Origin of the sequence: Zavarzinia marina (genome assembly GCF_021568905.1) — a bacterium.
Classification (GTDB): domain Bacteria; phylum Pseudomonadota; class Alphaproteobacteria; order Zavarziniales; family Zavarziniaceae; genus Zavarzinia; species Zavarzinia marina.
Window position 1 is genome coordinate 214,840 of sequence record NZ_JAKGSB010000006.1, and the last position, 14,155, is coordinate 228,994.

At 67.9% G+C, this 14,155-nt stretch carries 13 protein-coding genes; 9 read left to right on the forward strand and 4 right to left on the reverse strand.

Annotated features, from left to right (window positions below; all coding sequences use genetic code 11):
- The first annotated feature begins 83 nt into the window (after positions 1-83).
- The gene (locus L2U69_RS16455; protein WP_236108216.1) at positions 84-977 is read left to right on the forward strand and encodes a choline/ethanolamine kinase family protein; all 894 of its coding nucleotides are present in this window, start codon (positions 84-86) and stop codon (positions 975-977) included.
- Positions 974-3,415 (forward strand): GcvT family protein, encoded by a 2,442-nt coding sequence (locus L2U69_RS16460; RefSeq protein WP_236108217.1) that lies wholly within the window; start codon positions 974-976, stop codon positions 3,413-3,415. The genes L2U69_RS16455 and L2U69_RS16460 overlap by 4 nt, the downstream gene beginning before the upstream one ends.
- A gap of 3 nt (positions 3,416-3,418) precedes the next feature.
- Here L2U69_RS16460 and L2U69_RS16465 read toward each other — a convergent pair whose 3' ends face one another.
- The gene (locus tag L2U69_RS16465; protein WP_236108218.1) at positions 3,419-4,252 is read right to left on the reverse strand and encodes a crotonase/enoyl-CoA hydratase family protein; all 834 of its coding nucleotides are present in this window, start codon (positions 4,250-4,252) and stop codon (positions 3,419-3,421) included.
- A 159-nt stretch (positions 4,253-4,411) separates the two neighbouring features.
- Between L2U69_RS16465 and L2U69_RS16470 the strand changes: the two genes are divergently transcribed.
- From L2U69_RS16470 to L2U69_RS16485, 4 genes are all read left to right on the forward strand, one after another.
- Positions 4,412-5,530, forward strand: coding sequence for a succinylglutamate desuccinylase/aspartoacylase family protein (locus L2U69_RS16470; RefSeq protein ID WP_236108219.1), 1,119 nt, complete (start codon positions 4,412-4,414; stop codon positions 5,528-5,530).
- 28 nt (positions 5,531-5,558) lie between these two features.
- Entirely contained in the window at positions 5,559-6,413 is an 855-nt protein-coding gene (locus tag L2U69_RS16475; protein ID WP_236108220.1) for a MaoC family dehydratase, read from the forward strand.
- A 5-nt stretch (positions 6,414-6,418) separates the two neighbouring features.
- Positions 6,419-7,204 (forward strand): NUDIX hydrolase, encoded by a 786-nt coding sequence (locus L2U69_RS16480; RefSeq protein ID WP_236108221.1) that lies wholly within the window; start codon positions 6,419-6,421, stop codon positions 7,202-7,204.
- Between the two features lie 132 nt (positions 7,205-7,336).
- Positions 7,337-8,827, forward strand: coding sequence for an acetyl-CoA acetyltransferase (locus L2U69_RS16485; protein ID WP_236108222.1), 1,491 nt, complete (start codon positions 7,337-7,339; stop codon positions 8,825-8,827).
- Positions 8,828-8,931: 104 nt separating this feature from the next.
- Here L2U69_RS16485 and L2U69_RS16490 read toward each other — a convergent pair whose 3' ends face one another.
- The gene (locus tag L2U69_RS16490) at positions 8,932-9,375 is read right to left on the reverse strand and encodes an Lrp/AsnC family transcriptional regulator (protein ID WP_329605421.1); all 444 of its coding nucleotides are present in this window, start codon (positions 9,373-9,375) and stop codon (positions 8,932-8,934) included.
- Between the two features lie 136 nt (positions 9,376-9,511).
- On the opposite strand from L2U69_RS16490, the gene ald reads away from it, so the two are divergent.
- The 3 genes from ald to L2U69_RS16505 all read left to right on the forward strand — a co-directional run bounded on the left by ald (position 9,512) and on the right by L2U69_RS16505 (position 11,824).
- Complete coding sequence (gene ald, locus L2U69_RS16495; RefSeq protein WP_236108223.1) at positions 9,512-10,630, forward strand: alanine dehydrogenase; 1,119 nt, start codon at positions 9,512-9,514, stop codon at positions 10,628-10,630.
- 16 nt (positions 10,631-10,646) lie between these two features.
- Positions 10,647-11,597 (forward strand): alpha/beta hydrolase family esterase, encoded by a 951-nt coding sequence (locus L2U69_RS16500; protein ID WP_236108224.1) that lies wholly within the window; start codon positions 10,647-10,649, stop codon positions 11,595-11,597.
- Positions 11,598-11,677: 80 nt separating this feature from the next.
- The gene (locus L2U69_RS16505; protein WP_236108225.1) at positions 11,678-11,824 is read left to right on the forward strand and encodes a hypothetical protein; all 147 of its coding nucleotides are present in this window, start codon (positions 11,678-11,680) and stop codon (positions 11,822-11,824) included.
- A gap of 18 nt (positions 11,825-11,842) precedes the next feature.
- Here the strand turns inward: L2U69_RS16505 and L2U69_RS16510 are convergent, their stop codons facing one another.
- Together L2U69_RS16510 and L2U69_RS16515 are read right to left on the reverse strand one after the other, a co-directional pair.
- Positions 11,843-13,405 carry a glutamine synthetase gene (locus L2U69_RS16510; RefSeq protein ID WP_236108226.1) on the reverse strand — a complete coding sequence of 521 codons (1,563 nt, stop codon included), beginning with the start codon at positions 13,403-13,405 and terminating at the stop codon, positions 11,843-11,845.
- Positions 13,406-13,462: 57 nt separating this feature from the next.
- Positions 13,463-14,140 carry a TetR/AcrR family transcriptional regulator gene (locus L2U69_RS16515; RefSeq protein WP_236108227.1) on the reverse strand — a complete coding sequence of 226 codons (678 nt, stop codon included), beginning with the start codon at positions 14,138-14,140 and terminating at the stop codon, positions 13,463-13,465.
- Between the last annotated feature and the right edge of the window lie 15 nt (positions 14,141-14,155).

Genomic DNA, 14,155 nt, shown 5'->3' on the forward strand with positions numbered 1-14,155 from the left:
CGCTGCTCCGCACCCTTCGCATTGCATGGCCGCGCCCGCCGGTCCACGATCCAGCGAGCAAAAGCCAACACCCACGGGGGCCGATGACCGCCGACGCGCCTTCAGAGACCGACCTGGCGACGATCCGGGCCCTGCCCCTCTGGCGGGGCGAAATCACGGTCGAGGCCCTGTCGGGCGGCATCACCAACCGCAATTTCGTGGTGACGGACGCGACGCGGAAAGCCGTCGTCCGCCTGGGCGGCGACATTCCGGTGCACGGCATCATGCGCTTCAACGAGGTCGCCGCCAGCCGCGCCGCCGCCGCCGCCGGCATCTCGCCCGCCGTGCTCGACGCCGGCCCCGGCTATCTGGTGCTGGACTTCGTCGAGGGCGAGACCCTGGACGAGGCCGGGGTGCGACGGCGGCGCGATGCCTGTGTCGAATTGGTCGCGCGGGCGCACCGCGACATGGCGGATCACCTGCGCGGCCCCCTGTTGTCCTTCAACACCTTCCATGTCCTGCGCCACTACGGCCATGCGCTCCGCGAGGGCGGCCACCGGCTGGCGGGACACCTGCCCGACTTGCTGGCCGTCGCCGATCGGCTGGCACGAACCATAGGCCCGATCGATCTGATCTTCGGCCACAACGACCTGCTGGCGGCCAATTTCATCGACGACGGCAGCCGGCTGTGGCTGGTGGATTGGGACTACGCCGGCTTCAACACGCCGCTCTTCGATCTGGCCGGCCTGTCGTCCAACAATGGCTTCGGCGCGGCGGACGACGCCGCGATGCTGGGCGCCTGTTTCCCCCGGGTGGACGATCACCTGCGCCTTCGCTTCGCCGCCGTCCGCTGCGCCTCCCTGCTGCGCGAGGCGATGTGGAGCATGGTGTCCGAGATCCATTCCGGCCTCGACTTCGACTATGCCGCCTATACCGCCGAGAACCTGGCCCGGTTCGAGGCGGCGCTCGGCCAATTCGCCGCCATGGACCGCTCATGACCGACCTGCCCGATAGTGCCCGGATCATCATCGTCGGGGGCGGCATCGTCGGCTGCTCCACCGCCTATCACCTGGCGAAGCGGGGGCTGGAGGTGCTGCTCCTCGAGCGCCATCAGCTCACCGCCGGCTCGACCTGGCATGCCGCCGGCCTCGTCGGGCAATTGCGCACCTCCGCCAATATCACCCGCCTGCTCGGCTATTCCGTCGATCTCTACCGCCGCCTGGAAGAGGAGACGGGTCAGGCCACAGGCTGGAAGATGAACGGCGGCCTGCGCCTCGCCTGCAATCACGACCGCTGGATAGAGGTGAAACGCCAGGCGACCACGGCGCGCAGCTTCGGCCTCGAAATGCATCTGCTGTCCCCGGCGGAGGCGCGCGATCTCTGGCCCCTGATGCAGGTCGACGATCTGGTGGGCGCTGCCTTCCTGCCGACCGACGGCCAGGCCAATCCGACCGACATCACCCAGGCGCTGGCCAAGGGGGCGCGCATGGCCGGCGCCCGCTTCGCCGAAGGGGTCTCGGTCGACGGGCTGTCGGTCGAGAATGGCCGCGTGACCGGCTTGGTCGCCGACGGCCGGACGATCCGGGCGGAGAAGGTGGTGCTCTGCGCCGGACTCTGGACAAGGGCGCTGGCGGCAACTGCCGGGGCCAATGTCCCGCTCTACCCCGTGCAGCACCAATATGTGATGACGGAGGCGATCCCGGGCATCACGTCCTCCCTGCCGACGCTCCGGGATCCCGACCGCCTGACCTATTACAAGGAAGAGGTCGGCGGGCTGGTCATGGGCGGTTACGAACCGAACCCCATTCCCTGGGGCGCGGAAACGGCGCCCGCCGATTTCGCCTTCCGCCTGCTGCCCGACGATTTCGATCATTTCGAGCCGATCATGGAACGCGCCATGGGCCGCGTGCCGGCCCTTGCCGAGGCCGGCATCAAGCAGATGATCAACGGGCTGGAAAGCTTCACCCCCGACGGCAATTGGATGATCGGCGAGACGCCGGAGGTGCGTGGCCTCTTCGTCGGGGCGGGGTTCAACGCTTTCGGCATCGCCTCCGCCGGCGGCGCCGGCATGGCGCTGGCGGAATGGGTGGCGGAGGGCGAAGCACCCTTCGATCTCTGGCCCGTCGACATCCGCCGTTTCGGCCCCCACCACCGCGACACCGGCTTCGTTCGCGACCGGACGCTGGAAGCCTATGCCCGCCACTACACGATCGCCTGGCCGGCGGAGGAATATGAGAGCGCGCGGGGCCTGCGCCGTTCCCCACTCTACGACCGGCTGAAGGCCAAGGGCGCCTGTTTCGGGGAGAAGATGGGTTTCGAGCGCCCGAACTGGTTCGCCGCCCCGGGCGAGACGGCGCGGGACGTCTATTCCTTCACCCGTCCTGGCTGGACCGACGCCGTGGCGCGCGAGCATCGCATGGCACGGGAAGCCGCCGTCATCTTCGACCAGAGCAGTTTCGCCAAGGCCTATGTCGTCGGTCGCGACGCGGCGGCGGCGCTGGACTGGATCTGCGCCGGCGACGTGATGCGCCCGCCCGGCCGTGCCACCTATACCCAGATGCTGAACGCCAGGGGCGGCATCGAATGCGACCTGACCGTCGCGCGCCTGTCGCCCGATCGCTATTACATCGTCACCGGCACCGGCTTCGCCACCCACGACTTCAATTGGATCGCCCGCAACATGCCCGTGGGCCTGGATGCCCATCTGGTCGAGGTGACGTCGGCTTTCGCCGTGCTCTCCCTGATGGGCCCGAAGTCCCGCGCGATCCTGGAACGCCTGACCGGGGATGATGTCTCGAACGAAGCCCTGCCCTTTTCCGCCTGCCGCGAGATCCGCCTGGCCGGCGCCCCGGTCCTGGCGATCCGCCTCACCTATGTCGGCGAATTGGGCTTCGAGTTGCATGTCCCGAGCGAATTCGCCGCCAATGTCTATGACGCGCTGTTCGCGGCGGGCGCCGAATTCGGGCTGATGGATGCCGGCTATCGCGCGATCGAGACGCTACGCCTCGAGAAAGGATACCGGGCCTGGGGATCGGACATCGGGCCGGACCATGATCCGCTGGTCGCCGGCCTCGGCTTTACCGTGAAACTGAAGTCGGGCCGCGATTTCCTGGGCCGCGACGCCCTGCTGGCGATCAAGGCAAAGCCCCTGCCCCGGATGCTGGCGGGTTTCACGGTCGACGACCCTGACGCCGTGCTGCTGGGCCGCGAGACGATCTTCCGCGATGGCGAACGGGTCGGCTGGCTCTCGTCCGGGGGCTATGGCCACACCATCGGCAAGGCGATCGGCTATGGCTATGTCCGGCGCGCGGCGGGCGTGGACCGGGATTTCGTGCTCGCGGGCACCTACGAACTGGAAATCGCCACGGAACGCTTCCCGGCCCGCGTCACCCTCTCCCCGCTCTGGGATCCGAAGGGGGAAAGGGTGCGGGCCTGAACGTCAGAGCAGCTTTGCCGCCGGGGCGGGCAGGTTCTCGAATTCGGGCGCCTGCTTCTGCATGCGCGCGGCCAGGGCCGCCGGCATGTCGTTGCCGAAGATCATGGCGGCGTTCCAGGTGGCGATATAGTTGAGCCCGTCCGCGACCGAATGATCGCGGCTGTAGTTCAGCATTTCCTTGGAGCCGGCGACGGCCAGCGGGCTGTGGCCGGCGATTTCGCCGGCGATCGCCATCACGCCCTCCAGCATCGCTTCCTGGCTGTCGTAGACTTCGTTGACGAGGCCGAGTTCCTTGGCCCGTTCGGCCGGCAGGCGGCGCCCGGTATAGGCCAGTTCGCGCACCACGCCCTCGGGGATCAGCTTGGGCAGGCGTTGCAGGGTGCCGACGTCCGCCGTCATGCCGATATTGATCTCGGCGATGTGGAAGAAGGCGTCCCGGGTGGCATAGCGCATGTCGCAGGCCGTCACCATGTCGACGCCGCCGCCGATGCAGCCGCCCTGGATGGCCGCGAGCACGGGAAAGCGCTGGCGTTCCATGATCGAGAAGCAGTCCTGCAGCGCCAGAACCTTGCGGCGGAATTCCTCGCGCATGCGGGCCGGATCCTCGATCTGGGGGGCCAGGCTGGCGAAGAGCGACAGGTCCATGCCGGCGGTGAAATGCCTGCCGGTCGAGGACAGCACCGCGACGCGCACGTCCGGATTGCCGCCGAGGTCCGTGAAGATGTCGCGGATCTCGGTCCAGAACGCCGGGATCATGGTGTTCAGCGCCTCGGGGCGCTTGAGTTGCAGATGGGCGATGCGGTCCTTGATGGTGACGTCGAAAGCCTGATACGCCATGGGCCTCTCCTCTTTTCGTTGGGAAAAGCCCTAGCACGGGCGCCGCCCGACCAGAAGCCCCCCGCCGAGCACAAGGCTGACGCGACGTTCCCGTCCACCGCCTTGACAGGGCCAAGCGAGCGTTGCACCAAGTCAGGCGTCGAGAGGGAGCGAGACGACGTGGCGGCACGCAGAACAGAGACCATCACCCTGATGGCATCGAGCCCCGGCACGGCGCGGCAGATCACCGTTCATCGCTACGGCACGGCCGGCAAGGGCCCCAAGGCCTATGTCCAGACCGGCCTTCATGCCGACGAACTGCCGGGCCCCGTGGTCGTGCAGCATCTCCTTTCGCTGCTCGACGGGGCCGAGGTCACGGGCGAAATCGTGGTCGTGCCCCATGCCAATCCGATCGGCCTGTCGCAATATCTGTTCGGCAAGCATGCCGGGCGCTTCGAATTCGACAGTCTCGGCAATTTCAATCGTCTCTATCCGGATCTGGCCGGGCCGGTCGGCGATGCCGTCGCCGGCGACCTGACCGATGATGCCGACCGCAACGTGGCCCTGATCCGCGCCGAATGCCGCCGCCTGCTGGAGGCCCGCGTGCCGAAGTCCGAGGTCGACCATCTGCGCCTCGAATTGATGAGACTGGCGGTCGATGCCGATATCGCCCTCGACCTTCATTGCGACGATGTCGCGGTGATGCATCTCTATCTCGGCACGCCGCTGTGGCCGGGGGCGGCCGATCTCGCCGCCGATCTCGGGGCCCGCGCCGCGCTTTATGCCGAGGTTTCGGGGGGCGAGCCCTTCGACGAGGCGGTGGGCGGCATCTGGTGGCAATTGGCGAACCGCTTTCCCGATACCCCGATTCCGCCTGCCTGCCTGTCCACCACGGTCGAACTGCGCGGCGACCGGGACGTCGACGATGCCCTTGCCGCGGCGGACGCCGCCGGCCTGTTCCGTTTCCTGCAGCGGCGCGGCCTGATCGCCGGCGATCCCGGGCCGCTGCCGCCCCTGCTCTGCGACGGCACGCCGCTCGACGGGGTCGACATCATCGAATGCCCCCATGGCGGCGTGCTGGTGTTCCACCGCGCGGCGGGCGACATGATCGCCGCCGGCGATGTGGTGGCGGAAGTCCTGGACCCGGTCACCGGCCGGCGCACGCCCCTTGCCAGCCGGACCGACGGCATCCTCTTCGCCCGCGCCGGCCATCCGCTGGCCCGGCCGGGCCTGCCGGCGGCCAAGGTCGCGGGCAGGCATCCCCTGCCCCACCGAAGGGGCAGCCTGTTGACCCAATAACGACGCGAAAAACGCAGAGGAGAGTGACGTGGCGATCGACTACGAAAAGATCATGAAGCTGGAATCCGGTCCCTGGACCGTCAGCTATACCGACCGCGAGACCATGCTCTATGCCCTCGGCCTCGGCATGGGGCTGGATCCGCTGAACGCGGACGAGCTGCCCTTCGTCTACGAGAACGGCCTGAAGGTACTGCCCAGCCAGGCGACCGTGGTCGCCTGGGACAACGAACTGCTGGCCAAGTCGGGCGTCAACTTCATCATGGTGGTGCACGGCGAGGAACGCCTGACGGTCCACGCCCCCCTGCCCTATGAAGGCACCATCGAGTGCAAGGGCAAGGTGACCGGCTGCTTCGACAAGGGCGAGGGCAAGGGCGCCATCATCCTGGCCGACACCGAGATCCGCGACAAGGCGACCGGCCAGCTGCTGGTGACCCTTGGCATGACCATCTTCGCGCGCGGCGATGGCGGCTTCGGCGGCCCGGCCGGCGGCGGCCCCGCCCCCCATGTCCTGCCCGAGCGCGATTTCGACAAGTCGGTCGCCTATAGGACGCTGGAAAGCCAGGCCCTGATCTACCGCCTGTCGGGCGACCGCAATCCCCTGCACGCCGACCCGAACTTCGCCCAGATGGCGGGCTTCCCCCGGCCGATCCTCCACGGGCTGTGCACCTATGGCAACGCCTGCCGTGCCGTCGTTGAAGCCTATTGCGACTTCGATCCGACCAAGGTCGTGGAATTCAACGCCCGCTTCTCCACCCCCGTGTTCCCGGGCGAGACCCTGGAAACCCAGATGTGGCGCGACGGCAATGTGGTCTCGTTCCGCACCCGCGTGGTGGAACGCGATGTGGTCGCCATCAACAACGGCAAGGCCGTGATCAAGGACTGAAGACCATGACCGAAGCCCGCCTGCGCCCCGCCGCCACCGTCCTTCTGCTGCGCGACGGCGCGGGCGGGCTCGAAGTCTTCATGGTCCAGCGCCATTACCAGATCGATTTCGCCGGCGGCGCCCTGGTGTTCCCCGGCGGCAAGGTGGACGAGCGGGATTCGGCCCCCGACCTCGCCGTGCGCCTGAGCCCCAATAGCGGTTTCGCCGAGGCGCTGACGCCCTTCGCCGTCGCCGCCGTCCGCGAATCCTTCGAGGAATGCGGCGTCCTTCTGGCGCGCGGCGCCGACGGCGCCCTGGTGAACGCGGCGCGTCTCGCCGCGCTGGAGGCAAAGTGGCGCCAGCCCATGGCCAAGGGTGAGATCGGGATCCTCGACATGGTCGCGGCCGAGGATCTGACCCTGGCCCTCGATCTTCTCACCCATTATTCCCATTGGGTGACGCCGACCTTCATGCCGAAGCGCTTCGACACCCATTTCTTCCTGGCAAACGCGCCCGCGGACCAACTCGCGCTGCACGACGGCGGGGAGACCGTGGACAGTATCTGGATCCAGCCCGCGGCGGCGATCGCGGATGCCGTCGCCGGGCGCCGCTCCGTCATCTTCCCGACCCGGATGAACCTCTCGGTTCTCGCCCGCGACGAAAGTGCCGCCGGCGCCATCGCGCGGGCCGGCGCGAAGCCGCCCGTCCGGGTCGAGCCCTGGCTGGAGGACCGCCCGGCGGGCCAGGTTCTGGTCATCCCGGCCGAAGCCGGCTACGACCGCACCGAAGCGCCGATTTCCGAATTGCAGTGATATCCCTGATCCGTCATCCCGGCGAAGGCCGGGATCTCCCGACGGAAGGGCGCCAAACCTGAGAAAGATCCCGGCCTTCGCCGGGATGACGCGATAGAAACCAAGACAAGAACAGTAAGAGGGGAGCCCTTCATGTCCGATGAAACCACCGCCGTCCTGATCGGCGTCGGCCAGATCACCCAGAAGGACGTCGATCCCGCCGCCGCGCGCGGCCCGATCGAGATGATGCGCGATGCCGCGCGTCTCGCGGCGGCGGATGCCGGGATCGACGGTGCGGCGCTTTCCGCCGTCGACCGTCTGGCGGTGGTGCGCTTCATGTCGGGCCAGTTCGACGATCCGGTGGCCGATCTCGCCCAGATGCTGGACGCCCATCCGAAGGACCGCGAACATACGCCGGTGGGCGGCAATTCGCCCCAGATGCTGGTCAACGAGACGGCGGAAAAGATCGCCAGGGGCGAGGTGAAGCTGGCCCTGCTGGCCGGCGTCGAGGTGCTGTCCACGATCACCAGGGCGCAGAAGATGGGGATCGAGATCCCCTTCGGCCAGATCACCCTGACGGAGGAGGACCGCAACGGTTCCCTGCCGGTCGAGCTGATGCACGGTCTGTTCCCGCCGGTGAACGTCTATCCCCTGTTCGAGAATGCGCTCAGGGCGAAGCGCGGCCGCAGCCTGAAGGCGCATCTCCTCAAGATCGGCGAATTATTCGCGCCCTTCACCAAGGTCGCCGCCGCCAATCCGCTGTCCTGGTTCCCGATCGAACGTTCGATCGAGGAACTGGTGACGCCCAGCGCGAAGAACCGCTTCGTCGGTTATCCCTATACCAAGCTGGTCAATGCGATCATGGAGGTCGACCAGTCGGCCGCCGTCATCATGGCCTCGGTCGCGGAAGCGAAGCGTCTCGGCGTGCCGAAGGACAAATGGGTCTATCTGCACGGCTGCGCCGATGCCAAGGACCATTGGTTCGTGCTGGAACGGGTGAACTACCATTCCAGCCCCGCCATCCGCACCGTGGGGCGCGAGACCTTCGAGATGGCGGGCAAGACCGTCGCCGACATGCGCTATTTCGACATCTATTCCTGCTTCCCCTCGGCGGTGCAGATCGCCAAGCAGGAACTGGCCCTGCCGGAAGTCGACGAAATCCCGCTGACGGTGACCGGCGGCCTGCCCTATTTCGGCGGGCCGGGGAACAATTACGTCATGCATTCGATCGCCGAAATGGCGGTGAAGCTGCGCGCCGATCCGGGCGCCTATGGTCTCGTCACGGCGAACGGCTGGTATGTCACCAAACATGCCGCCGGCATCTATTCGACCGAACCGCCGACGAAACCCTTCGTCCGCAAGGATCCCGCGCTCTATCAGGCGGAGATCGACGCCGAACCGAAGCCCGAGATCGCGACCGAAGCCGAGGGCGCGGCCAGGATCGAGACCTATACGGTGGTCCACGGCCGCGATGGTGCCCCCTATATGGGCATCGTCATCGGCCGCCTGGAAGACGGGCGCCGCTTCGTCGCCAATACGCCGGGCGATGCCGATGTCCTGGACCTGATGCTGGACGGCGAAGCCATCGGCCGAAAGGGCAAGGTCACCACGTCCGGCGGCCAGAACACTTTCGATCCGCGCTGATCAAAAATCGCGTCACCCCGGCGAAGGCCGGGGTCTCTCGACGATAGGGCGCCCTTCCGGCGAAAGGTCCCGGCCTTCGCCGGGACGACGCCATGGATGCCGCCCTAGCCCGTAACCTTGCGGAGCGCGAAATTGCTCTGCATGCGGTCGACGCCGGGCAGGCGGGAGAGCTGTTCCTTGTGGATGCGTTCGTAATCCGCGACATCGCGGGCGACGACGCGGAGCGCGTAATCATATTGCCCGGACAGGAGAAAGGCTTCGGCCACGTTCGGGCAGCGGCGCACCGCCTGCTCGAAGGCGGAAAGGCTCTCTTCGGTCTGGGAATGCAGGGTGACGAAGACCAGGGCCGACAGCCCGCGCCCCAGCGCCGTCTCGTTGACCGCCGCGCCATAGCCGAGGATCACCCCGGCTTCCTCCAGCCGGCGGATGCGCCGCGAACAGGCGGAAGCCGAGAGGCCGACGCGGGCGCCGAGTTCCGTCGTGGTCACCCGTCCATCCCGGCGCAAGCCTTCGACGATGGCAAGATCGAGCCGATCCAATTCGATCACCGCAAAATCCCGGCGCTGTCTTTCAATTTCACGCAAATTTCATGCGTCATCGGCCGCAAGCATCTCAGGCTTCGCACACCTATTGCAAGCCTTCGGGCTTAGACTGGCGTATCGCAATCCTCATCGGGGAATGGCCATGCACATCGGCGTGCCCAAGGAAATCAAGAACAACGAATTCCGTGTCGGCCTGACGCCCGCCAGCGTCCATGAATTCACGGTCCACGGCCACCGGGTGACGGTGGAGAGCGGGGCCGGCATCGGCATCGGCGCGGGCGACGACGATTACCGGGCGGCGGGTGCCGAGGTCGCGGCGGCACCGGCGGAAATCTTCGCCGCCGCCGACATGATCGTGAAGGTGAAGGAACCCCAGGCCGGCGAGCGCGCCCTGCTGCGCCCCGGCCAGATCCTCTTCACCTATCTTCACCTGGCCCCCGATCCGGAACAGACCCGCGACCTGGTGAAAAGCGGCGCCATCTGCATCGCCTATGAGACCGTGACCGATGCCGCCGGCGGCCTGCCCCTGCTCTCCCCCATGTCCCAGGTGGCGGGGCGCCTTGCGGTGCAGGCGGGCGCCAGCGCCCTGGAACGTGCCCATGGCGGCAGTGGCATATTGATCGGCGGCGTCCCGGGCGTCTCGCCGGCCAAGGTGCTGGTGGTCGGCGGCGGTGTCGTCGGCGAGAATTCGATCGAGGTGGCGCTCGGCATGGGGGCCGACGTCACGGTGGTCGACCGCTCGCTGCCGACCCTGGCGCGTCTGGCCAAGCGTTTCGGCCCCGCGCTCTCGACCCGCTATTCGACCAAGGCGGCGCTGGATCAGCTCGTGCCCGCGTCCGACCTCGTCATCGGCGCCGTGCTGGTGCCGGGGGCGGCGGCGCCGCGCCTCGTCACCGCCGCCCATGTGAAGGCGATGCAGCCGGGCTCGGTCCTGGTCGACGTCGCCATCGACCAGGGCGGCTGCTTCGAGACGAGCCATGCGACGACCCACGAAAATCCGACCTATGTGATCGACGGCGTGGTCCACTACTGCGTCGCCAACATGCCGGGGGCCGTGCCCCGGACCTCGACCCATGCCCTGAACAATGCCACCCTGCCCTTCGGGCTCGCGCTGGCCGACAAGGGCGTGGCGCAGGCCCTGGCCGAGGACGCCCATCTGATGAACGGGCTGAACGTGTGCCGGGGCAAGGTCACCCATGCAACCGTGGCCCATGACCTGGGTTACGACTATACGGCGCCGGCGGTCGCCCTCGCCGGCTGAGGCTGGAGGTTCCGACATGGCAAAGGCGATCGTCACCTTCCTGCTGATCGCCTTCTGCCTGGTGACGCCGGCCGTCGCCGACGCCTTTCCGGAAAAGGGCGATACCGCCAGCGCCGTCGAGCGCCGATTGAGCACCGGCGACGGCGCGCGGACCTACCTCGTGCAGCCGGTCGGGGGCGGCGGTCGCCACCCCGTCGTCGTGCTGCTTCATGGCGGCACGCAGAACGCCGGGCGGGTCTGGCGGCAGACCAGCCTGCCCACGCTCGGCCGGACGGCGGGCTTCATCGTCGTTGCGCCGGACGGTCTCGGCGGCCATTGGAACGACGGAAGGGGCAGCACGATCGCTGCCGACGGCCCGTCCAGCGCCGACGATCTTCGCTTCATCGACGCCGTCATCGCCGACGTGATCGCCCGCGATGGCGGCGATCCGAAGGCCGTCTTCATGGCCGGCGTCTCCAACGGCGGCTTCATGACCATGCATTTCGTCTGCGCCGGACGCTATCCGCTGCGGGCGGCCGCCAATCTGATTTCCGACCTGCCGGCCATCCGGCGCGTGACCTGCGCGCCGCGCCAGGCGACGCCCTGGCTGTCGCTGAACGGCACCGACGATCCCATCGTGCCCTTCGCCGGCCAGCCCGCCGGTATCCGCCGCCACGGCATGCCGCAACCCGAACTCCTGTCGGCGGATCAGACCTTCGAATTCTTCGCCGCCAAGGCCGGCTGCACCGCCGAGGCCGAGATCCGCCGCCTGCCCGACCGCGATCCCCGGGACGGATCCTGGATCGAGGAGCGGCGCCGCCCGTGCCGGGGCGGCGGCCATTCGGTCCAATATGTCGTCCACGGCGCCGGTCACATCCCGCCGGGGCTGCGCGCCGGCCCCATCATCGCCCGCGTGGTCGGCGGCGCCAATCAGGATGCCGACACCGGCACATTGCTGTGGTCCTTCTTCAAGAGCCAGTTGCGCTGAATGGAATGAGGCGGATCGGAACAATTCGCCCTTTCGGACGTTGATCCCTTCGTAGACTGTCAACAGTTGAGGAGAAGATCATGACCCGCGGTATTCTTGCCGGTATCATTGCCGTTCTTCTCGTCGCCGTCGGCGTTTTCGCCTATCAGGCACATGAGGAAGACAAGAACACGTTCTCCGTCGAAATCGGTGACGAAGGCATCAAGGTCGACCCCATGGGCGAATGACGCCCGGACCGGGCGCGCCTAGATCCGATCCAGATACCAGGCGTGGTCGAGAGGATTGACCTCGGCATCATAGCGTTCGAATTCGGCGCGGCGCATGCGGCCATAGTGCTGGTGGAAGCGTTCGCCGAAATAGCGCGGCAGGATGACGCCGTCCTCATAGGCTTCGAGCGCGGTCGGCCAATGGCGCGGCAGGCTGGGCGCCACCTGTTCATAGGCATTGCCCTCGATCGGCGGGCCCGGGTCGATACGCCGGGTGATGCCGGCATGCATGGCCCCCAGGATGGCGGCGACCGCCAGATAGGGATTGGCGTCCGCCCCGCAGACCCGATGCTCGACGCGGCGCGCCTTGGCATCGCCGCCGGGCACGCGCAGCGGCACCGTACGGTTCTCGAAGCCCCAGCACGGCGCCACCGGCGCGTAGGAGCCGAGCTGGAAGCGGCGGAACGAATTGACGTTGGGCGCGAATACCGCCATCGATTCAGGCAACGCCTGCATCAGGCCGCCGATGGCATGGCTCAGGCGCTCGTCCGCGCCGTCGTATCCGGGCGCGAAGGCGTTGCGCCCCTGCTCGTCCACCAGGCTGACATGGACATGGAGCCCGGAACCCGAGGCATTGCCGAAGGGCTTGGCCATGAAGGTGGCGTCGACGCCGTGCTGGCGCGCGACGGCCCGGACCGCGCGCTTGAAGAGAACCGCATGGTCACAGGCGAGCGCAGCGCCCGCAGTGTGATGGACGTTGATCTCGAACTGGCCGGGCGCATATTCCGACAAGGCCCCGGTGACCGGAACCTGCTGCGCCGTCATCACCGCCTCGACGGCGTCGAGCACGGCGCGATGGGCATCCATCTCGTCGAGGGAGAGCACCTGGGTCGACCAGTCGCGCCGCCCGGTCAGGGGCGAGACGGCGGGCATGGGACCGCCGCGCCCGTCGCGCTCGCGGTCGATCAGATAGAATTCCAGTTCGCAGGCGACGACCGGCGTCAGGCCGAGTTCGGCGAAGCGCCGCTCCACCCCGCACAGCACCTGGCGCGGGTCGGCGAAGAAGGGCTCGCCCTCTTCCGACAGCAGGGTCAGCAGCATCTGCGCGCCCGCCGGCCCGGCCCAGGGCGCCGGCATGATGCGGCCGTCGACCGGCACGGCGATCTGGTCGCGGTCGCCGGAATCCATGCCGAGGCCGGTCTCCTCGACGTTCTCGCCGTGGATGTCGAGGGCGAAGATGGACCCGACGAGTTTCAGGCCGTTGTCGATGACGTCCAGCGCCTCGGCCCTGGACGCGCGCTTGCCGCGATAGACGCCATTGGTATCGGCGACGAAGAGATCGACGCTGCGGATCTGGGGATTCCGATCCAGGAAATCGCGGGCGGCGGCGGCGGGATCGCCCCCCTCGCCATCGGCGCGGCGCGGAAAGTCGTCGGGACCGACGGCCCCGCCGGACGCGTCCGACAGTCTCTTCAGGGTTGCGGCATCGGGGTTCTGGCGGCCGTCGGCGAGGCGGCTCAGGACGGCGACCGGCACGCCGGAACGGCGGGCGAATTCGGCGAGGTTGAGCGCCTCTCGGGCTAGATAGTCTGCAATTTTCACGATACTCGAAAATAGCCCGCGGCGCCGCAGGCTGGCAAGCACCGAACGCGTCAGGGGCTATCGCTCGTCCGGCAGCAGGGCCAGGGTCTCGGGCGAGGGCGGCTGTGCCAGCATGCCTTCCAGGGTGTCGATCAGGTTCTGATGGGCCATGGCGCCGGTCCAGTCGGGCGGCCAGAAGGCCGGCGCACGCTCCGCCAGCGCGCGCGACGACAGGAAGGCGAAGGCATGCAGCATGGCGAGACGCAGGCGGTGCGTCATGATCAGGGGCGGCAGGTCCGGCAGCAGGCGCCGCAGATGGACGAGGCAGCGCCGCGTCGCCGTGTCGAGATCGATATGGATCGCCTCGAACAGCAGTTCGCGATGGCTGGCCATGACCTGGTCGAGGAAGACGTTGCCGGTCTCGCCGACCGCGCCCAGCGTCTCGCCCGACGGCATTTCGACCAGGATGGCCAGCACGTCCCGAAGCGTGCGGGGCCCGCCGGCCGCCTCCATGGCGTCGACGCGGCGGTTGCGCTCGACCTCGATCACGGCCGCCGTATCGGCGATCAATTCGCCGATCAGGGCTTCCTTCGAGCGGAAGTAGTAGTTCACCGAACCGGCGTTCTTCTGCCCCGCCGCACGGGTGATGTCGCGGATCGAGACCGCGTCGATACCCTGTTCGGCGAACAGGCGCAGCGCCGCCTGCTTGATCCTTTCCCGCGTGTCTTCGCCTCGCGGCGACCGTTCCTCGATCATGCTTCGATCTGCGCT

Excerpts from the sequence above, each read along its gene's own strand:
- L2U69_RS16500 (WP_236108224.1), top strand. The coding sequence starts at position 10,647 with ATGGCAAAGGCGATCGTCACCTTCCTGCTGATCGCCTTCTGCCTGGTG.
- L2U69_RS16480 (WP_236108221.1), top strand. The coding sequence starts at position 6,419 with ATGACCGAAGCCCGCCTGCGCCCCGCCGCCACCGTCCTTCTGCTGCGC.
- L2U69_RS16465 (WP_236108218.1), bottom strand. The coding sequence starts at position 4,252 with ATGGCGTATCAGGCTTTCGACGTCACCATCAAGGACCGCATCGCCCAT.
- ald (WP_236108223.1), top strand. The coding sequence starts at position 9,512 with ATGCACATCGGCGTGCCCAAGGAAATCAAGAACAACGAATTCCGTGTC.
- L2U69_RS16485 (WP_236108222.1), top strand. The coding sequence starts at position 7,337 with ATGTCCGATGAAACCACCGCCGTCCTGATCGGCGTCGGCCAGATCACC.
- L2U69_RS16460 (WP_236108217.1), top strand. The coding sequence starts at position 974 with ATGACCGACCTGCCCGATAGTGCCCGGATCATCATCGTCGGGGGCGGC.
- L2U69_RS16505 (WP_236108225.1), top strand. The coding sequence starts at position 11,678 with ATGACCCGCGGTATTCTTGCCGGTATCATTGCCGTTCTTCTCGTCGCC.
- L2U69_RS16455 (WP_236108216.1), top strand. The coding sequence starts at position 84 with ATGACCGCCGACGCGCCTTCAGAGACCGACCTGGCGACGATCCGGGCC.
- L2U69_RS16515 (WP_236108227.1), bottom strand. The coding sequence starts at position 14,140 with ATGATCGAGGAACGGTCGCCGCGAGGCGAAGACACGCGGGAAAGGATC.